This is a genomic window from Rhodococcus sp. 06-418-5 (assembly GCF_002258285.1).
GTDB lineage: Bacteria > Actinomycetota > Actinomycetes > Mycobacteriales > Mycobacteriaceae > Rhodococcoides.
In genome coordinates this window covers 1-19290 of sequence record NZ_NOYE01000019.1, presented here as the reverse complement: position 1 = coordinate 19290, position 19290 = coordinate 1, and the positions used below count along the sequence as shown (strand labels likewise).

Sequence of the window (19290 nt, the reverse complement as noted above, 5' to 3'; positions counted from 1 at the left end):
CGGTTCGATGACAACTCTGCTTCGACGGCATCGGGAACGCGCATGGGATGTCGCCGCCATCGCGTTCGCGCTGCTGTTGGTGCTGTCGGTGGCCGCAGGCACCGAGGGGATGACCACCACGCGAACGGTCGTCTCGATCGTCGTCGGCGTTGTCGGTGCCGTGTCGTTGTGGTGGCGTCGCCGGTGGCCGATCGAGATCGCGGTAGCGCTGGCGGTGTGCACGATCCTGACCGACGCTGTCGGTGGTGCCGAGTTGGTGGCCGTCTTCACCGTTGCCACTCGAAAGTCGTGGCGGGTCACCACCGCGGTGGTGGTACTGCATCTCGCGGCGTCGATGATCTGGACGATTCTGTGGGTCGAACAGTCGATTGCGTACACCGCGATGGCCAGTCTCGCCTTTCTGAGTATCCCGGCCGCGTGGGGCATCGTCGTCAAGTCGCGCCGCGAGGTGATCGATTCTCTACGAGAGCGGGCAGAGCGAGCGGAACACGAATCCAATCTGCGCGCCGAGACCGTTCGGGGACTCGAACGAGAGCGGATCGCGCGCGAGATGCACGACGCTCTCGCACATCGGATCTCGTTGGTCAGCCTTCATGCCGGAGCGCTGGAGGTGCGGCCGGACGTCGGTGCGAAAGAAGTCGAGGCGATCGCATCGACCATCAGACTCGGTGCACACGGTGCCCTGGAGGATCTGCGGGAGATATTGGGAGTGCTCCGATCGGGTGTCGCGGCCTCGGCGCGTCCACAGCCGGGGGTGGCGGACATCGGCGAACTGATCGAGGATTCGGAGAAGGCCGGTACTCGGGTGTCGTTCGTCGACGAGTTGCCCTCCGGCGCAACGCTGACGCCCTCTGTTTCCCGCACCGTTCATCGGGTGATCCAGGAAGGTCTGACCAACGCCAGAAAGCATGCGCCCGGCCTGCCGGTGCGCTGCGGGCTTGCGACGGCCGGTGATGAGCTTCGGGTGTGGCTCGAAAACGGTCTCGGTACAGAGGGTTTCGCGGCGGTACCCGGTTCGCGGTCGGGAATGATCGGTCTGAGCGAACGTGTCGAATTGGCCGGCGGACGAATCGAGTACGGAATCGCGCGTCGCGGCGACGGAGTGGTCTACCGTCTGGAAGCGTGGTTGCCGTGCCCGAAGTAGCCGACGGTCCCGATGTACTCACGGTGTTGCTGGTCGACGACGACGCGTTGGTCCGCGCGGGCTTGTCGCTGATCCTGAGCTCGGATCCTGGAATCAGGGTGGTCGGTGAGGCGGCCGACGGTCGCAGTGGCATCGAGGCAGTGCACGCGTTGTCTCCCGACGTGGTTCTGATGGACGTGCGGATGCCGGTCCTCGATGGGCTCGCGGCCACCGAAATGCTTCGCGCGGAGGGGTTCACGGCTGCCATCGTGGTGTTGACCACGTTCGATACCGACGAGTACCTGCTGCGGGCACTGCGGGTCGGCGCGAACGGATTCCTGCTCAAGGACACGCCGCCGCGGGACATCGTCGACGCGGTGCATCGCGTCGGAACCGGGGAATCGATGCTGTCGCCGACCGCCGTCGGACGCTTGGTTGCCCACTGGCGCGAGCAGGATGCTCGATCGCACGACTCCGCCACCGCGCGGGCGCGGGCCCTGCTCGAGTCCCTGACCGATCGCGAACGCGAGGTGGCGGGTGCTGTCGGGTCGGGGAAGTCCAATGCGGAGATCGGTGCCGAGTTGTACATGAGTGTCGCGACCGTGAAGACCTACGTCTCGCGGATTCTGACGAAATTGGCGTGCAGCAACAGGGTTCAGATCGCGATCGTCGTGCACGAGTCGCGTTGAGGGTTCGTCTACAACAGGAGTGCGATCACCAGAACGAAAACGACCACGATGGCGAGCACGAGTGCTGCGAGGATCGCGGTCGATGGAATCGACGTTCGGTCGCCGACGACGTCCTCGATGCGCATCAGGACGTCCTCGATCGGGTTCTTCTTCTTTCGCGGTAGATCGAACGGCGGTGGCGAATACGTCGACGGGACCGGATTGGCTTGGCTCTCACCGGGTTGCACGGCCGGCAGGCCCGCGATGGTTCTTCCGAACTCCCTCGACGGACGACGAGATTCGGAGACCGGTGTCGAGCGCCTCGCCCATGCCGGGACCACGCCGTCCGCGGACGTCAGAGGCACCCCGCGCAGCTGAGCTATGCTGCCGCGCTTGCTGATCGCGGCGACGATCATCTCGTCGCGAGCCTGCGCCATGGTGGGGCGTCGGGCAGGATCGGGTTCGAGCATGTGCAGCAACGGGCCCGTGAGATCGCCGCTGCGGGTGGGAGCGATGATCTGCCCCTTGGCAACTCGGTGCAGCAGTGCGATCGAATCGTGATCGATGTCGAACGGCGGTTTGCCTTCGATGGCCGTGTACAGCGTTGCGCCGAGGGAGAACACGTCGCTGGCCGCGGTGGGATCCTGTCCGCGTGCGACCTCGGGTGCGAAATATGCCGGGGTGCCGGTGATCACGCTGTCGTCGGCTGCTTCGACGTCTCCCTTGGCGCGGGAGATGCCGAAGTCGCTGATCTTGACGATGCCCAGATCCTTACCGCGATCGGCGATCAGAATGTTGCCCGGCTTGATGTCTCGGTGCACGATCCCGGCCTCGTGCGCTTCGGTCAGGGCGTCGGCGATCTGCGCGCCGATCTGAGCGACCTCGAACGGTGGTAGCGAGTCGGTGGTGCCGAGTGCCTGCGCGAGACTGCGCGAGGACAGGTATTCCATGACCAACCACGGCTCACCGTCGACGAGAGCGACGTCGTGCATCGCGATGGCGTGGGGACTGGAGAGTCGGGCTGCGATGCGACCCTCGCGCATGGCCCGGTTACGTACTTCGACGGCCTGCTCCGGGGTCAACCGAGTGGTGGACGTGACCTGCTTGACGGCCACCTGGCGGTGCAGAAGTGTGTCGGTGGCGAGCCATACCGCGCCCATGCCTCCACCGCCGAGTTTGCCGGCCAGGCGGTATCTGCCTGCCAGGAGGTAGTCGGGCCCGACGCCCCGTCGAACACGCTGCTGATCCGTCACGCCCACAGGTTAGTTGACGATGGCTGGACGTGCCCGCAGCCGAGCGACGGAGGCATCTACCAGGGGCTTCGGCATCACCTTGACGAGTTGCCGTCCGAGCGGCTTTACTGAGTGCAGATCGAAATTGTGTTCGAATACGCCACTTCCCGCGTTCGTCGAACACCGAAGTTTCGGCTCGATTTTCTACGCCGCGAAGGGGAGTGACATGACTGTATCGGGAGCTTCCGTCACGCCGGATGTGCTCGACGGGTTGTCGCTGCCGGAGCGTGTGGCGTTGCTGCGTAGCCGGATGGCCGCCGTGCCTTCCCGGGGCGAAACGGCATCGGTGCGTATCGAGAATTCGGACCCCGTCGAGCCGGTGCACCCGGAACCGTCGATACCGCGTCCGACCCGTCAGCGGCCCGTTCTTCCGGTGCCGTCCGCGCTGATCGAGGTGCTGCCGCACGGTGGACTGGTACGTGGAACGGTGGCCTCGGTTTCCGGTGCCGGCTCGCTCCTGATCGGGTTGGTGGCCGCGGTGACCGGTGCCGGCGGGCATGTCGCCGTCATCGGGCAGCCTCGTTTCGGAATTCTGGCCGCGGTGGAAATGGGTGCACAACTGAGCAAGCTGGCTCTGATTCCCGATCCCGGTCCCGACCCGGTGGAAGTGGCGGCCATTCTGCTCGACGGTGTCGATCTCGTGGTACTCGGTCTCGGCGGTCTGTCGGTTTCGCCCACTCGGGCCAGGGCCGTGGTGGCCAGAGCGCGGAGCAAGGGGTCGACGCTGCTGGTGACCGATGGGCACTGGGACGGGGCAGAGCTACGACTGGACGCATCCGTGCACGGATACGACGGCCTCGGCACGGGCCTGGAGCTGGGCCGCGGCCGACTACGCGGCGTCCGATTGTCGGTGTGCGCTCGCGGCAAGGCGATGCGGCCCCGCACCGTTCGACTCGACCTGCGTTCGGAGAACGGCCGCATCGAGTGGCATGCCGAGGAGCGCGAACAGAATCCGTTGTCGATCGCGGTCTCGACATGAGCATCGATCGTTCCAGCCGTGTTCTTGCACTGTGGTGTCCCGATTGGCCCGCCGTCGCAGCAGCTGCTCAGGCCGATCTCCCTGCGACGCATCCGGTGGTCGTCACCTCGGCCAATCGGGTCGTCGCGTGCTCGGCGACGGCACGGGCGTCGGGTATCAAGCGCGGCCTGCGCCGTCGGGAAGCGCAGGCGCGGTGCCCGGATGTGCACGTCGCTCTCGCCGATACCGATCGTGATGCGCGATTGTTCGAGCCCGTGGTCTCGGCCGTCGCCGCCATCGCGCCGGGAGTCGAAGTGCTGCGACCGGGCTTGCTGGTTCTCTCTGCCCGCGGCGTCGGACGGTATTTCGGTACCGAACATCGGGCCGCGGAACGGTTGATCGACGAAGCGTCGGCTGCCGGTGTGGAATGTCAGATCGGTATCGCCGACGAGCTGTCCACCGCGGTCGTCGCCGCACGGTATGCGCAGGTGGTGCCGCGCGGCGGGGGTGCAGGTTTTCTCGCACCGTTACCGGTGGCAGAACTCTCGGCCGAACCGAGCATGTCTGCGGCCGATCGCGGTGAGCTGGTGGATCTGTTGCGACGCTTGGGTCTACGAACGATCGGCGACTTCGCGGCCCTGTCTCCCGGGGATGTCGCGTCGCGCTTCGGTACCGATGCGGTGTTGGCCCATCGCAGTGCCAGGGGCGAGCCCGAACGTCCGCCGTCGGCCAGGGCTCTGCCGCCGGACCTGGATGTGGAGTACCTGTGCGATCCGCCGATCGATCGGGTCGACGCAGCTGCGTTCGCCGGGCGCGGGTTGGCCGAGCAGTTGCACACCAAGCTCGCTGCCGCTGCCGTTGCGTGTACTCGTCTGCTGGTGCATGCCAGTACCGGTAACGGCGAGAATCTGTCGCGGATCTGGCGCTGCGCCGAGCCGTTGACGCCGGAGGGAACAGCCGACCGCGTGCGCTGGCAGCTCGACGGCTGGATCACCGGGCGCAGCGAGAACAAGCCGACGTCCGCGATCACCGTGCTACGGCTCGAACCCATCGAAGTGGTGGCCGCCGGTGAGCTGCAGCTGGGTCTGTGGGGCAGTGTCGGGGACGAGGACGAGAGGGCGCGTCGGGCCTTGGTGCGTGTGCAGGGTCTGCTCGGCGGCGAATCGGTGCTCGGTGGTGTGCTCAGCGGCGGCCGCGGGCCGGCCGAACGGATCATCCTGCGTCCACTCGGCGACGAACTGGTGCCGATGTCCGATCCGTCGGATCCCTGGCCGGGACGGCTCCCGGAGCCTGCTCCGGCGGCAGTGATCGAGACACGTCCGACGGTGACGCTGATGAATCGGTCGGGAACCGGAATCGGCGTCACCGATCGTGGTGTGTTCGATGCACCGCCGTCGCGATTGCGCTGGGGCACCAAGGAATGGGAACTGACGGGTCTGGCCGGGCCGTGGCCGGTGGACGAGCGATGGTGGGACAGTGGCCACGCGGCGACGGGTCCGACGGCGCGAGCCCAGGTGGTGCTCGACGACGAAAGGGCCTTGCTGCTGGTGTTCGACGAGGGTCGGTGGCGGGTGGAAGGAATCTACGAATAGCGGCACCGCTACCGTCGAGAGAATGCAGATGATGTCGGAGACGGTCGACCTCGATGGTGTCGACATCACGTATCGCTCGTTCACCCCGCTGGGGCACGCCAACTCGGATTCGGTACCGGTGATGCTGGTGCACGGAATGGGCGGCGACAGCACAACCTGGGATCGGTTCACCCGTGCACTCACCGCACAGGGCAGCCGAGTGATCACCGTCGATCTGCGCGGACACGGCAAGAGTGCGCACACGTCCACGTACGAATTCGATTCCTTCGGGGCAGACCTGCTGGCGTTGATCGACCACCTCGGGCTCGACGAAGTCGATCTCGTCGGGCATTCCCTCGGTGGATACGCGGTCTCGCTCGTCGCGCAGCGTCGCCCGCAGCTCGTCCGCCGCCTGGTCCTCGAGGAGCTTCCGATACCGATTCGGCCGGGGGACGCTCCGCCGACGCTGACCGGCAGGATGCCGTCGGTGACCGAACTCTGGCACGCAGCGACCAGCGTCGTTCTGCACCCCCGCGCGGTACTCGCCTTCGATCGCTCGATGACCACCACTGCTCTCGAGCAGTTCCGTCGACCGAATCCGCAGTGGTGGGAGTCGTTGGCCGACATCACGGCTCCGACGCTTGTGCTTCGCGGAGGTCCGGGCGGAATGGTCGATCCGGACCGGCTGGCCGCGATGGTCGCCGAGATTCCGACCTGCCGCGTCGAGGCGTTCCGCACCGGGCACAGCATCCATCGCGACGGATACTCGGCGTTCGAGGCAGCAGTTCTGCCGTTTCTGACGAACTAGGATCCGTGCATGTCTCTGAGCGTGCTCGATCGCAGAATGCTGGGCTGGTCGGCGCTGTTCGTCGTATCCCAGGCCAACATCGCCCGACTGCTCGGCCCCGCAGCTCCGAAAGTGCTTGCCGTACAGACGGCGTGGTCCGCCCAGCGTTACCGGCAGATCCTGGCGAGCATGGACGAGACCGAGATCGCTCGGTTCCGCAGCCACTATCTGCCCGACTTCGTACATCCCGCGATCTACGCCGTCGCGCTGCGTGCAGGCGCGAGGAGCCTGGCGGAGAAGACTCCGCTGAGCCCCGCAGTGACGACGGCATTGGCCGTCGCTCCCGTTGCCTCCGCCGCCGGGGACTACATCGAGAACGTCGTCGGACTGGTGTTGGTCGACAACCGAGAACGGATCGCCGACACCGTCGTCCGCGCCACCACCGTGGTCAGTACCGCCAAGTGGGTGCTGGCCATCGGCACTCTGACGTACCTGAGTCAGGGATTTCTGCGGGTGTGGGCAAAGGCTCTGTTGCGCTGAGTTCTGCCGGTCACCAACTGGTGCCGGGGACCAGTCTTCCGACGCGTCGGATCGCCTTGCCGATGCGTGCGCTCGGAGCCTTCGGATCGTAGGGACGCACCCGATAGGGCACCTTCCCGTCCTCGATCGTGACCGGCGTTTCACCCTTGGCTGCCGCGGATTCGGGAAATTTTCGGTAGTGCTGATGCATCGTGCGGTCTTTGCCCTTGGGGGCGAACATGGCACCGAATTGCCCGAGTGTTCCCAGTGGAGTGTCGATTCGCTTCGGCTTGTCGCTCAGTGCGCGAATGACGATCGCGGCAGCCTTCTCCGGTGAGAACACCGGACCGACGTTCTTGTCTCCCGTCGGGGTGATCATCGGTGTGTCCACCAGGGGCATGTGAATGGTGGTGTAGGTGATTCCATCCGAGAGTGTCTCTGCGGCAGCCACATCGGTGAAGCCGTCGAGCGCGGCCTTGCTGGCCACGTAGGCCGAGAACCGAGGCGGGTGTCCGAGGACCGCAGCGCTGGAGATGTTGACCACGTGCCCGAACTGACGTTCACGCATGTGTGGCAACAGTGTCAGCACCAAACGGATCGCCCCGAAGTAGTTGACGGCCATGGTGCGCTCGTAGTCGTGCAATCGATCGGTGGATCGATAGAGTGCGCGGCGGATGGATCGTCCGGCGCTGTTCACCAGCATGTCGACGTGATCGTGTTCGCTCAGAACGGTTTTCACGGTCTGATCCACCGATTCGCTGTCGGTGACGTCGCACGAGTAACCGTAGGCGGTGCCGCCCGATTCGCGGATGTGCTCGACCACCTCGTCGAGTTGATCCTGACCGCGCGCGAGCAGAATGACCACCGCACCCTTGCGGGCAGCTGCTTCGGCGCTGGCACGACCGATTCCGGACGAGCCACCGGTGATGACGATGTGACGGCCGAACAGCGGCCCGCGTGGGTCGTTTCGGCGGTTGCGCTTGGGATCGAAGTTCTCCCGCCAGTGAGTCCACACTCGATCGGCGTACGTCCGCAGCGGTGGAGGCGTGATCGAGCTGCCCTGCAACGCTTTCTGTGTCGATGCCGACTCGAACACGGTGGGCAGAGTCAGGTGTTCGAGCATCACCGGAGGTACTCCGAGATCACGAAGGGCGGCGTCGCGTTGCTTGCGCACGGCCCTGGACTTGGGGGAGACCACGGGAGCGACCAGCGCTCCTGGCACGTCGACGATTCGCGCGCGAGATCCCGCTGCCGACGAGAACGCGGCGTAGACCTCTGCCATCGACTGAGGCGTCGGATTGACCAGATGGAACACGCTGCCGGGAGCGGTGTTTCGATGCACGAGCTCGACGATGGCGTCGGCGACGTAGTCGACCGGAACCAGGTTGGTAGCGCCCATCTTCGGCACCGTGATCGGTACGACGGAGGGCAGCTTGGCCAGCTCCGCGAAGAACGGGAAGAAGAAGTACGGTCCGTCCACCTTGTCGATGGCACCGGTCTCCGAGTGCCCGATGATCGCGGCAGGCCGATACACCCGCCAGTCCGCAGCGCTGTCGCGGACCAACTTCTCGGACTCGAACTTGGTGCGGTGATAGGCAGTCGGAAAATTCTGGCCGAGGTCGAAGTCGTTCTCGGAGAACGTTCCTCGATAGTCGCCCGCAACGGCGATCGACGAGATGTGGTGCAGGCGGGCCCCGGTCTTCTCGGCGAGGCCGATCACCGAGGCAGTTCCGGCGACGTTGGTCGGGGCTTGCTCGTCGCCTGCGGTCAGGTCGTATACGGCTCCGAGATGGAGGATGTGGTCGATGTCGGCAGGCACGTCTCGGAGTCCGAGCTCTGGCTCGGTGAGATCGCCGACCAGCGGGTGAATTCGGTCGCCGCCGTCGAGGTGCTGTGCCAGTCGCTCGAGACGGGCCACCGATCCCGGACGCACCAGCACGTGGATCGCGGCGAGCGCATCACGTTCGAGCAATCGGGGCAGGACGTTCTTCCCGAGAAACCCGGTACCGCCGGTTACGATGTAGTTCGCCATGCGAGCCGACCTTACTCCAAGGTAAGTTCCGGTGCTAGTGCCCGATACCTGCTTTTTCGTGCACTTTCTTCATCCAGGCCGGTGCCCACCAGTTCGCCTCGCCCATGAGTTTGACCAGGGACGGAACCAGCAACATCCGGATGATGGTGGCGTCGATGATCAGCGCCAGGATGACTCCGACGCCGAGGAACCTCATGATCGACAGACCCGAGACGGTGAAGGCCCCGGTGACGACGATCAGTATCAGCGCCGCCGCGGTCACGATGCGTCCGGTGCGTTGAGCGCCGAAGATCACCGCTTCCTCGGTGCTCGCTCCAGCCGCGCGAGCCTCCACCATGCGCGACATCAGGAACACCTCGTAGTCGGTCGACAAGCCGAAGATGACCGCGAGAATGAGAACCACGAACGTCGATTCGAGCGGACCGGGGGTGACGCCGAGCAGGCCGGCTCCGTGGCCTTCCTGGAACACCCACGTGAGTGCGCCGAAGGTGGCGGCCAGGCTCAGTCCGGCCATCAGGACCGCCTTGATCGGCAACACGATCGATCCGAATGCGAGGAACAACAACACCAGCGTCGAGACGACCATGATCGTGATCATCACCGGTAGCCACTTCGCGATCGCCGCATTGCCGTCGTCGACGTTGGCTCGTCCGCCGCCGACGAGGATCTCGGTACCGTCCGGAGGAGTGATCGCGCGCAGCGCCGCCACTGCGTCGGATTGGGATTCGGCCTCGCTCAGCCCGCCGGTCGGTTCGCTGTAGGACGCCTGCAGCGTCACGAAATCGTCTTTCGAGCCCAGGAATTCGGCTCGGGCGATACCGGGCGTGGATTCCACGGCGGAGGTGAGCGCCGCAATCGGTGCGCCCTGAGGCTTGACGCCGTCCAGGCCGCGCAGAACAACGGTTGCGCCCTCGCCGGTGGATTCGAAGTCGGAGCCGAGAGTCTCGAACGCCATGCGCGCAGGGTTGTCCTTCGGCAGCGCCGTGTAGTCGACCTCTCCGAGCGATACCTTCAGGATCGGGGTGGCGATGATCAGCAAGCCGGCGACGATGACGGCAGCGACGATGCCCGGATGCTTCATGACGCGGGTGACGACGCCGCCCCAGAACTTGTGTGCGCGTGCATCGCCTCGGTCGGACGCTGTGCGCGACCACGTCCAGGAGTTGATGCGGGTACCGAGAATGGCGAGCAGGGCGGGAACCGCGGTCAGTGACAGGACGGCTGCACTCGCCACTGCGGCCATGGCCCCGAACCCGAGAGATCGGATCACTGCCTGCGGGAAGACGAGCATCCCGGCGAATGCGCAGATCAGCAGCAGTCCGGAGAAGACGACGGTCTTGCCTGCGGTGGCGACGGTGCGGATTGTCGCGTCGATCGGCGTCGATCCACCGCGCAGTTCCTCGCGGAACCTGCTGACGATGAACAGTCCGTAGTCGATGGCCAGGCCTAGTCCCAGCAACGACGCGACGTTGATCGAGAACGAGCTGACTTCGGTGAACTCGGTGAGCACCCGCAGGATGGCCAGGGAGCTGAGCACGCTCAGAATGCCGACGAAGACCGGAACCGCTGCGGCGATCACGCCGCCGAAGATGAAGATCAGCAGCAGCAGTGTGATGGGAACAGCGATGATCTCGGAGCGGATCAGGTCGCGTTCGAGGGTTTCGCTGAGCGAGACTCCCACCACCGTTGCGCCGGCGAACTGAGATTCGATGCCGGGCACTTCGAGCTGTGGTGGAAGCTCGCCGAAGGTGTTGAACGTGACGCCCGAGTTCGCGCCGAGGTACACCGTGGCCAACGCCTTGGTTCGGTCCTTGGAGACCAAGAATTCCTTGCTGATCGGATCTGCGCTCCAGTACGAGGCGACGTTGCCGAGGGTGTATCGACTGCTGAACTCGTCGAGCGTCGCTTGCACCTGTGGTCCGATGTCGTCGATCGACCGGCCCTCGGGGGCGGTGTAGATCGCGACGATGTCGGGGGTCGGTTGGCCTATGCCCTGCACCAGCCGTGCGACCTCGGACGATTCGCTGCCTGCGTCGGCGTAGCCGCCCTCGCTCAGTTTCGAGAAGACGCCGAGTCCGAAGATTCCGCCGACGGCGACGACGGCGACGACAACTGCCAGTGCCCATCGTTTGTGCGATACGACGAACGAGGCCCAACGCGTCACGTCTGTGCTCCGGCTCTGTGAAAGGGATTCGGCGAAAAAGGGTCAGTGGCGATTCGACTCTAGTTGATCCGTGTCGGACCCCCGTGTTCTCATTAGAACAAGTGTTCGATGAGGTGGCGACGTGAGGGAAGGTGGTCTCGATGGGATGGAACGACGGACCACCCACGTGGTCGGAGATGGAACGAGTCCTGTCCGGACGCCCGAAGCCCGTGGCCGAGGGTGACGGCGGCGACAGCCCGGCGTGGTCACGAAAGAGGGACGTCTACGACCGCACCATCGACAAGCCCACTCTGTCGGTGACTCCCTACGCGGAATTGCACGCGCACTCGGCGTTCAGTTTTCTCGACGGTGCCTCGCAGCCCGAGGAGATGGTCGAGGAAGCGGTACGCCTCGGCCTCGAGTCCATCGCCATCACCGACCACGACGGTTTCTACGGGGTCGTGCGGTTCGCCGAGGCAGCCAGAGCTCTCGGTATCGGAACCGTGTTCGGTGCCGAACTCTCGTTGGACACCCATCGATCCCGAGCCGGAGAGACCGATCCCGACGGCACCCACCTACTGGTGCTCGCTCGCGGACAGGAGGGGTATCGCCGGCTCTCGCGTCGGATCGCCGCTGCGCACCTGGCGGGCGGGGTCAAAGGTAAGCCGCAGTACGACATCGACGAACTCACCGAATCGGCGGGCGGTCACTGGCAGATTCTCACCGGTTGCCGGAAGGGGCATGTTCGCCAGGCGCTCTCGCGTGGTGGTCCGGAGGCAGCAGAGGCCGCGCTGCGCACACTCGTCGACCGGTTCGGATCCGATCGTGTCACCGTCGAACTCACCCGGCACGGCGTCGCAGACGACGACGAGCGCAACGACGCACTCGCGACTCTGGCGCAGCGATACGGCCTTCCGACGATCGCCACCACGGCCGCGCACTACGCCGGTCCGCGTAGCAGGAGATTGGCCATGGCGATGGCGGCTGTGCGCGCACGGAGCAGCTTGGACGAGGCTGCCGGTTGGTTGGCACCGACCGGCGGTGGACATCTACGGTCCGGGGCGGAAATGGCCGAACTGTTCCGTCACTATCCGGGCGCGGTGCGCGGTGCCGTCGAGCTCGGTCGTGAGTGTTCGTTCGATCTGAAGCTGATCGCGCCGCGCCTGCCACCGTTCGATGTGCCCGACGGATACACCGAGATCAGCTATCTGCGTCGACTCACGTTCGAGGGAGCCGCCCGTCGGTACGGCTCGCAGTCGGCGAACCCGGCCGCCTATTCGCAGCTCGAGTACGAGCTCGACATCATCGAGAGGCTCGAATTCCCCGGCTACTTCCTGGTGGTCCACGACATCGTCCACTTCTGCAAGACTCACGACATCCTCTGTCAGGGAAGGGGTTCGGCGGCCAACTCGGCTGTCTGCTTCGCGATCGGCATCACCAACGTCGATCCGGTGGCGAACAAGCTGCTGTTCGAGCGGTTCCTCGCACCCGAGCGCGACGGGCCGCCCGACATCGACATCGACATCGAATCCGATCGTCGAGAAGAGGCGATCCAGCACGTCTACGCCAAGTACGGCCGCACTCATGCCGCCCAGGTGGCCAACGTCATCACCTACCGCGGCAAGTCGTCGGTACGAGACATGGCGCGTGCGCTCGGCTTTTCGCAGGGACAACAGGACGCGTGGAGCAAGCAGATCACCCGCTGGTCCGGAATCGGTGATCAGGACGGCGACGGAATTCCCGACTCCGTTCTCGACCTGGCCCGTCAGATCGAGGGCTTCCCACGTCACCTCGGCATTCACTCCGGCGGCATGGTGATCTGTGATCGTCCGATCGCCGACGTCTGCCCGGTGGAATGGGCGACGATGGAGAACCGCAGTGTGCTCCAGTGGGACAAGGATGACTGTGCCGCAGTGGGTTTGGTGAAGTTCGACATGCTCGGACTCGGTATGCTCTCGGCGCTGCACTACATGATGGACCTGATCGCCGAGCACAAGGGCATCGACATCGAACTCGCCTCGATCGATCTGTCCGAGCCCGAGGTGTACGAGATGCTCCAGCGAGCCGATTCGGTGGGGGTGTTCCAGGTCGAGTCCCGCGCGCAGATGGCCACTCTGCCGCGTCTGAAGCCGCGCAACTTCTACGATCTGGTGGTCGAGGTCGCGCTGATCCGTCCCGGTCCGATCCAGGGTGGTTCGGTGCACCCGTACATCAAGCGCCGCAACGGACTCGAGCCGGTGATCTTCGAGCATCCGTCGCTGAAGAAGGCGCTCGATCGAACACTCGGTGTGCCGCTGTTCCAGGAACAGCTGATGCAGATGGCCATCGATGTTGCGGGTTTCAGTGCCGCCGACGCCGATCAACTACGCCGTGCCATGGGATCGAAACGGTCACCGGAGAAGATGGAACTGCTGAGGGGACGGTTTTACGACGGGATGCGCGACCTGCACGGCATCACCGGTACAGCTGCCGACCGAATCTACGAGAAGCTGTCGGCCTTCGCCAATTTCGGCTTTCCCGAGAGCCATTCGCAGAGCTTCGCCTCACTGGTGTTCTACTCCTCCTGGTTCAAGCTGCATCACCCGGCGGCGTTCTGTGCCGGACTGCTGCGCGCCCAGCCGATGGGTTTCTATTCACCGCAATCTCTGGTCGCCGACGCCAGGCGACACGGCGTGCTGGTCCACGGTGCCGACGTCAATGCCAGTCTCGGTCATGCGAACCTGGAGGGAAACGGCCTCGAGATTCGGATGGGGTTGGCGGACGTGAAGTTCATCGGTTCTGCTCTGGCTCAGAAGATCGTCGACGCGCGAGACGCACATGGGCCGTACACCTCGTTCCTTGACCTGACGGGACGCGTCGAACTGTCGGTGGCGCAGGCGGAAGCGCTGGCCACGGCAGGCGCACTCGGGTGTTTCGGCATCACCCGTCGAGAGGCACTGTGGGCTGCGGGTGCGGCGGCGGGGGAGCGGCCCGGTCTGCTCCCCGGCATCGGAGCGTCGACGAAAGCGCCTGCGTTACCCGGCATGACGGACCTCGATCTGGCGTCGGCCGACGTCTGGGCAACCGGTGTGTCACCGGATTCCTATCCCACCCAGTTCTTTCGAGATCGGCTCGATTCGCTCGGCGTGGTTCCCGCGAATCGACTGCTGCAGATCCCCGACGGAGACAGAGTGCTCGTCGGCGGTGCGGTGACGCATCGCCAGCGGCCGGCCACGGCCGGAGGCGTCACGTTCATCAACCTCGAGGACGAGACCGGCATGGTCAACGTGGTGTGCTCGGTCGGGTTGTGGGCCAAGTACCGCAAGTTGGCAATCACGGCTCCGGCGTTGCTGATTCGCGGCAAGGTACAGAACGCCGAGGGTGCGGTGACCGTGGTTGCCGATCATCTGCAACTGATGGATCTCCGAGTTGCGTCCAGATCGAGGGACTTCCGATGAAGGGCGGCGTGCACAATCGAGGGGTGAAGTTGCTGCTGATCGCCGACACTCATCTCCCGAAACGTGCACGCGACCTGCCCGACGAGGTGTGGGCGGCCGTCGACGACGCGGATGTCGTGATCCATGCCGGTGATTGGGTGGACCTCGCATCGTTCGAGGAACTGTCACGGCGGTCGCGTCGTCTGGTCGCGTGCTGGGGGAACAACGACGGTGACGAGTTGCGCGCGCTGATGCCCGAACGCGCCGACGTCGTGCTCGGCGGGGTTCGGTTCACCGTGATCCACGAGACCGGAGCTGCGACGGGACGTGAACGACGCATGGCCGCGGCGTACCCGGAGACGGACGTGCTCGTGTTCGGCCACAGTCACATCCCGTGGGACACGTTCGCGGACAACGGTCTTCGGCTGCTCAACCCCGGGTCACCGACGGATCGGCGCCGCCAACCGTACTGTACGTACATGACCGCCACAGCCGAAGACGGTGCGCTGACGAACGTGGAGCTGCATCGCATCGCCCCTCGGTAGTCACGACCGAAGTACTCACATTCCGCCGGCCACCCTGACGACGGTTCCGGTCGCGTATCGCGCATCATCGGAGAGCAACCAGGACACGGCTCCGGCGATCTCGTCCGGCGCACCGGGGCGGCCGAGGGGAATGCTCGACGCCGTCTTCTGTGGTCGCTGTCGATCGCGATGGAAGTCGGTCTCGATGATGCCCGGTGCCACCGCGTTGACGCGAATGTTCTGCGCAGCAACTTCTTTCGCCAGACCGACTGTCAGCGTATCGACGGCGGCCTTGGCCGCCGCGTAGTGGACGTACATGCCGGGGCTGCCCAGAGTCGCGGCAGCTGAGGAGATGTTGACGATCGAGCCACCCGATTCGACCATCGCCGCGATCGCGTACTTGCAGCAGGTGAGCACACCGACCAGGTTGACGTCGAGGTCTGCTCTGATGGTCTCGATGTCGTTGTCGACCAGCAGCCCGACTGCGCGTGCCGAACCGGCGTTGTTGACCAGACCGGTGACAGCTCCGATCTCGCCGGCGGCGCCGAACAGATCGATCACCGCCTGCTCGTCGGTGGTGTCGGCGCGTACCGCGATCACGGTTCGGCCGGATGCCGACAGCTCGGCGGCCAACCCTTCCGCGGCGGTGGCGTCGGAGCGATAGCCGATCACCACATCGTGCCCGTCGGCCACCAGCCGTCGGGATACGGCGGCACCGATTCCGCGACTTCCACCGGTGACGATGGTCAGGGGAGCGCTCATCGTTGAACAATAGCCATCGCGGAGAGGGCACAATTGCGGCAGAGGTAACCGCGTTCGACCGGAAGGGGCTCCGCGGTGATCGATCGATCGGAATTGGCAGTGTTTCTCCGGCAGCGGCGCGAATCTCTGCAACCCGAGGACGTCGGGCTGCCGCGAGGGCAGCGCAGACGGACCCAGGGCCTACGCCGCGAAGAGGTGGCCGAGCTGTGCCACATGTCGACCGACTACTACGCACGACTCGAACGGGCTACCGGACCCGCTCCGTCGGCGCAGATGATCGCCTCGATCGCGCAGGGACTGCATCTGTCGCTCGGTGAGCGTGATCACGTGTTTCGATTGGCCGGGCACAATCCTCCCGCCCGCGGTTCGTCGAGCGAGCACGTCAGCCCGGGAATGCTCCGAATTCTGGACCGCCTGAACGACACGCCCGCCGAGATCGTGTCCGAAATCGGAGAGACGCTGCGTCAGACGCCGCTGGGTGCGGCACTGACAGGTGATGCGTCGCTGCGCACCGGGCCGAACCGGAGCCTGGGATACCGATGGTTCACCGACCCCGAGGCCCGGCAGTCGTACCCGCCCGAAGAGCGTGCGGTGCTGTCTCGGGTGTACGCGTCGGGGCTGCGCGAGATCGTCACTCTTCGCGGACCCGACTCGAGAGCTGCGCACCTGTCCGCAGAATTGCTCGAGGTCAGCGAGGAGTTTCGAACCCTGTGGGCGAAGCGCGAAGTGGGAGTTCACCCACCCGAGTCGAAGCGGTTTCTGCACCCGACGGTCGGGCTGCTGCAACTGAACTGCCAGACACTGCTGGACCCCGAGCAGGCGCATCGACTGCTGGTGTACACGGCAGTGCCCGGCAGCGAGAGCTACGCCAAATTGGAACTGCTCGCGGTGGTGGGAACTCAGGTTCTGTCCTGACGCGATTCGACGGTGGCGGTCGTATCAGTGGATCGGCAAGTCCTGGATGAGCCCGCGGCAATCGTCGAACATGGGTTCTGCAGGTCGAATCCACACGATCAACACCGACACAGGAGCTTGTCATGAGCCGAACAGCACACACATCCCTTCGCGATCTGACGGGCAAGGTGGCCGTCGTCACGGGAGCGAGCGACGGGATCGGAACGGTCATCGCCACGCAGCTCGCCCGCTCCGGTGCCGAGGTCGTGATGCCGGTGCGCTCGGCCACCAAGGGGGAGCGGGCCGCCGAATCGATCCGAGCCGCCGTGCCGGGAGCGAAGGTCGCCACTCGGGCGCTGGATCTGTCGTCGTTGGAATCCGTTTCCGCTCTGGTGAACGATTTCTCATCCGATGGACGGGCGATCGACATACTCGTGAACAACGCCGGTGTCATGCAGCCACCTGCACGCCAGGTCACCCAGGATGGTTTCGAGCTGCAGTTCGGCACCAATCACCTCGGCCACTTCGCGCTCACCCTCGGTCTGTTGCCGCTGCTGCGCAAAGGTGATGCGAGAGTCACCCATCAGACGAGCATTGCGGCACGGTCGGCGACCATCAATTGGGACGATCTCAACTGGGAGCGTTCCTACGACGTCATGAAGGCCTACGGTCAATCGAAGCTCGCGGTGGCTCTGTTCGCACGCGAACTCGAGGCGCGCAGCAGGGCCGGCGGCTGGGGAATCACCAGCAACATCGCTCACCCCGGAGTTTCGCCGACCAATCTGCTTGCGGCACAACCGGAATTGGGGCGCCCGAAAGATTCGGCAGGAAGACGATTGATCGGCGTTCTTGCCCGCGTCGGCATCGCGGGCACGGTGGACAGTGCAGCACGGCCGGGATTGGTTGCAGCCGCGGGTGGAGCCGCGGGTGGGGATCAGTTCTTCGGCCCGAAACGAGTCATCGGCGGGCCACCGACCGAGGTCGGCATGTGGAAGCCGATGCGCAGCATGGACGATGCACGCCGACTCTGGGAGGTGTCCGAACAGCTCACCGGGGTGCGGCTCTCGTCCTGATCCACTCGAAGGTCCTCACTGGGGTGTCGGCGCGGGCTCCCTGGCGTGATCGACGAGATCGTGTACCAATCCGATGATGACGTCCATCTGAGCGATGACCTCGACGCGCAGTCGGTCCTGCTGGTCTTCGGACATCGACGGTGCGTCGGGCCCGTCGAGCGACATCAGTAGGTCGATGTTCGTACGCAGTGCCGTCAGGGGCTCCATCAGTTCCGCTCCTGCGTCGACGATCAGTTGCCCCTGTCGTGCTCGCGAACGAGACAGGGACGCCAACATCTCGTTGAAGCTGTTGGCCAGTGAAGCCAGTTCGTCGTCACCGTTGACATCGATGGGCTCGAAGTCCCCGGTCCGGGCCACACGTTCGGTGCCCGCGCGAAGTCGGCGTACCGGCCTGAGGCCGGTACGGGCCACGGCTGCACCGGCGACGCCGGCAAGCGCGACGAGAAATGCTCCGACGATGACGAGTGCGAGTGTGAGCTTGGCCAGCAAGGGTGACGCTTCATTGAGCGATTCGGCCACCATGATCGTTCCGCCGGAGCCGGTGCGTGCTGCCGACAGGTAATAGCCTCGTACCTCGCGCAGCGATTGCTCGACGGTGCCGTCCACGACAGATTTCTCCGCGTCGTCCAGAACTCCGTCGGAATTGGTGAAGGGCTCGGTGCCAGTCGTCGACGTCACCAACGTGCCGTCGGGCGTCACCAGCGCTGCTTTCACCGCGGTGCCTTCGGTGTCTTCTATACCGAAGCCGAAGAGACCTGCCGGAACGCCGGATGCGGCGCTGGCAATGAGAGCGTCGCTGTTGCGTTCGACGCGGTCCACGATCTGTGAGCGGAGGGCCTGTTCTGCGACGAGATAGATCGCGAGAGCACTCACTGCGACTGCCAGGGCTGCCACGCTCATCGTCAACACTCTGATGCGGCCGTGCAACGACAGTGCCCGGGGGCGAGCTCTTGCACGTGAATTGCTCATTTCTCGAGTATGCCGGTCGATGAGCGACGACCATTCTGCAGGCCGCACGGACCGATGTCGTCGTTCGGCCGAGGGCCGACGGTTCATCGTGTTCGTGCACGTGGGTTCGGGTTCCTGACCTCGACGCGAGCGCCGGCACGGGTCCCCAAGGCCTTCACGAAAGTTCGATCTTCAGAAGGGCGGGGTGTCGGTGTCCTGACTGTCCGACGGTGATTCCGACTTCCGGTGGTCGGGTGGGTGGGGGTACGCGATGATGCCGGAGTTTCTCGGTTGGGTGGGGATGTGTGGTCTGAGGTCGTTACCGAGGATCGGGACGGCGGTGCCGTTGGTGGGCAGTGTGATTCGGGTGGTCTTCGAGGTCGAGGTCCACAGGATCGCTCCGCCGGGGAGCATGACGGCTTTCCAGTAGCCGGCGGTCTTGACGGCGTGGTGGTAGTCGCAGAGGCACTGCAGATTGTTGACGGTGGTCCAGCCGCCGCCGAGGGGGTTGCTGTGGTCGAACGGGTTCACGTGGTCGAGTTGGCAGCGGGCGGCGGGGCGGTGGCAGCCGGGGAAGCGG

16 protein-coding genes are annotated in these 19290 nt (G+C 65.1%); 10 read left to right on the top strand and 6 right to left on the bottom strand.

The annotated features are described in order from the left end of the window. Positions 1 to 7: 7 nt before the first annotated feature. The gene (locus tag CH274_RS17070; protein ID WP_032397493.1) at positions 8 to 1144 is read left to right on the top strand and encodes a sensor histidine kinase; all 1137 of its coding nucleotides are present in this window, start codon (positions 8 to 10) and stop codon (positions 1142 to 1144) included. Next, complete coding sequence (locus CH274_RS17065; protein ID WP_032397492.1) at positions 1123 to 1812, top strand: response regulator; 690 nt, start codon at positions 1123 to 1125, stop codon at positions 1810 to 1812. Before CH274_RS17070 ends, CH274_RS17065 begins: the two co-directional genes overlap by 22 nt. 8 nt (positions 1813 to 1820) lie before the next feature. Here CH274_RS17065 and CH274_RS17060 read toward each other — a convergent pair whose 3' ends face one another. Then, positions 1821 to 3044: a serine/threonine-protein kinase gene (locus CH274_RS17060; RefSeq protein ID WP_256980995.1), complete on the bottom strand. Its 1224-nt coding sequence runs from the start codon at positions 3042 to 3044 to the stop codon at positions 1821 to 1823. 205 nt (positions 3045 to 3249) lie between these two features. Here CH274_RS17060 and CH274_RS17055 point away from each other — a divergent pair, with 205 nt between their 5' ends. The 4 genes from CH274_RS17055 to CH274_RS17040 are packed head-to-tail and all read left to right on the top strand — an operon-like array spanning position 3250 to position 6939. Then, on the top strand, positions 3250 to 4062 hold the full coding sequence (locus tag CH274_RS17055; protein WP_179273180.1) for a hypothetical protein: 813 nt from the start codon (positions 3250 to 3252) through the stop codon (positions 4060 to 4062). Beyond that, the gene (locus CH274_RS17050) at positions 4059 to 5633 is read left to right on the top strand and encodes a Y-family DNA polymerase (RefSeq protein WP_094658291.1); all 1575 of its coding nucleotides are present in this window, start codon (positions 4059 to 4061) and stop codon (positions 5631 to 5633) included. The genes CH274_RS17055 and CH274_RS17050 overlap by 4 nt, the downstream gene beginning before the upstream one ends. Positions 5634 to 5655: 22 nt before the next feature. Further along, a complete protein-coding gene (locus CH274_RS17045; protein ID WP_373453935.1) occupies positions 5656 to 6420 on the top strand; it encodes an alpha/beta fold hydrolase in 765 nt (254 codons plus the stop codon). Between the two features lie 9 nt (positions 6421 to 6429). Continuing rightward, positions 6430 to 6939 carry a hypothetical protein gene (locus tag CH274_RS17040; protein WP_094658290.1) on the top strand — a complete coding sequence of 170 codons (510 nt, stop codon included), beginning with the start codon at positions 6430 to 6432 and terminating at the stop codon, positions 6937 to 6939. Positions 6940 to 6949: 10 nt separating this feature from the next. On the opposite strand, the gene CH274_RS17035 is transcribed toward CH274_RS17040, so the two are convergent. After that, positions 6950 to 8950: an SDR family oxidoreductase gene (locus tag CH274_RS17035; protein WP_094658289.1), complete on the bottom strand. Its 2001-nt coding sequence runs from the start codon at positions 8948 to 8950 to the stop codon at positions 6950 to 6952. A 34-nt stretch (positions 8951 to 8984) separates the two neighbouring features. Next, positions 8985 to 11114 carry an MMPL family transporter gene (locus CH274_RS17030; RefSeq protein ID WP_094658288.1) on the bottom strand — a complete coding sequence of 710 codons (2130 nt, stop codon included), beginning with the start codon at positions 11112 to 11114 and terminating at the stop codon, positions 8985 to 8987. 140 nt (positions 11115 to 11254) lie between these two features. Between CH274_RS17030 and CH274_RS17025 the strand changes: the two genes are divergently transcribed. Together CH274_RS17025 and CH274_RS17020 are read left to right on the top strand one after the other, a co-directional pair. Next, a complete protein-coding gene (locus CH274_RS17025) occupies positions 11255 to 14530 on the top strand; it encodes an error-prone DNA polymerase (protein WP_094658339.1) in 3276 nt (1091 codons plus the stop codon). Positions 14531 to 14553: 23 nt separating this feature from the next. Next, complete coding sequence (locus CH274_RS17020; protein WP_032398227.1) at positions 14554 to 15054, top strand: metallophosphoesterase family protein; 501 nt, start codon at positions 14554 to 14556, stop codon at positions 15052 to 15054. Between the two features lie 15 nt (positions 15055 to 15069). Here the strand turns inward: CH274_RS17020 and CH274_RS17015 are convergent, their stop codons facing one another. Then, entirely contained in the window at positions 15070 to 15795 is a 726-nt protein-coding gene (locus CH274_RS17015; RefSeq protein ID WP_094658287.1) for an SDR family NAD(P)-dependent oxidoreductase, read from the bottom strand. Between the two features lie 75 nt (positions 15796 to 15870). Between CH274_RS17015 and CH274_RS17010 the strand changes: the two genes are divergently transcribed. Then, positions 15871 to 16710 (top strand): helix-turn-helix transcriptional regulator, encoded by an 840-nt coding sequence (locus CH274_RS17010; protein WP_032397483.1) that lies wholly within the window; start codon positions 15871 to 15873, stop codon positions 16708 to 16710. 122 nt (positions 16711 to 16832) lie between these two features. Continuing rightward, positions 16833 to 17762, top strand: coding sequence for an SDR family oxidoreductase (locus CH274_RS17005; protein WP_094645356.1), 930 nt, complete (start codon positions 16833 to 16835; stop codon positions 17760 to 17762). A 15-nt stretch (positions 17763 to 17777) separates the two neighbouring features. Here CH274_RS17005 and CH274_RS17000 read toward each other — a convergent pair whose 3' ends face one another. Together CH274_RS17000 and CH274_RS16995 are read right to left on the bottom strand one after the other, a co-directional pair. Further along, entirely contained in the window at positions 17778 to 18731 is a 954-nt protein-coding gene (locus CH274_RS17000) for a methyl-accepting chemotaxis protein (protein WP_045195867.1), read from the bottom strand. A gap of 171 nt (positions 18732 to 18902) precedes the next feature. Next, positions 18903 to 19290: HNH endonuclease signature motif containing protein (locus CH274_RS16995; protein ID WP_218829223.1), on the bottom strand; the 388-nt coding region annotated here is incomplete at its 5' end.

Bases quoted from the DNA above. Each gene is read 5' to 3' on its own strand.
- CH274_RS17035 (WP_094658289.1), bottom strand. From the start codon at position 8,950: ATGGCGAACTACATCGTAACCGGCGGTACCGGGTTTCTCGGGAAGAAC.
- CH274_RS17040 (WP_094658290.1), top strand. From the start codon at position 6,430: ATGTCTCTGAGCGTGCTCGATCGCAGAATGCTGGGCTGGTCGGCGCTG.
- CH274_RS17050 (WP_094658291.1), top strand. From the start codon at position 4,059: ATGAGCATCGATCGTTCCAGCCGTGTTCTTGCACTGTGGTGTCCCGAT.
- CH274_RS17005 (WP_094645356.1), top strand. From the start codon at position 16,833: ATGAGCCGAACAGCACACACATCCCTTCGCGATCTGACGGGCAAGGTG.
- CH274_RS17045 (WP_373453935.1), top strand. From the start codon at position 5,656: ATGCAGATGATGTCGGAGACGGTCGACCTCGATGGTGTCGACATCACG.
- CH274_RS17055 (WP_179273180.1), top strand. From the start codon at position 3,250: ATGACTGTATCGGGAGCTTCCGTCACGCCGGATGTGCTCGACGGGTTG.
- CH274_RS17070 (WP_032397493.1), top strand. From the start codon at position 8: ATGACAACTCTGCTTCGACGGCATCGGGAACGCGCATGGGATGTCGCC.
- CH274_RS17015 (WP_094658287.1), bottom strand. From the start codon at position 15,795: ATGAGCGCTCCCCTGACCATCGTCACCGGTGGAAGTCGCGGAATCGGT.
- CH274_RS17025 (WP_094658339.1), top strand. From the start codon at position 11,255: ATGGGATGGAACGACGGACCACCCACGTGGTCGGAGATGGAACGAGTC.
- CH274_RS17000 (WP_045195867.1), bottom strand. From the start codon at position 18,731: ATGAGCAATTCACGTGCAAGAGCTCGCCCCCGGGCACTGTCGTTGCAC.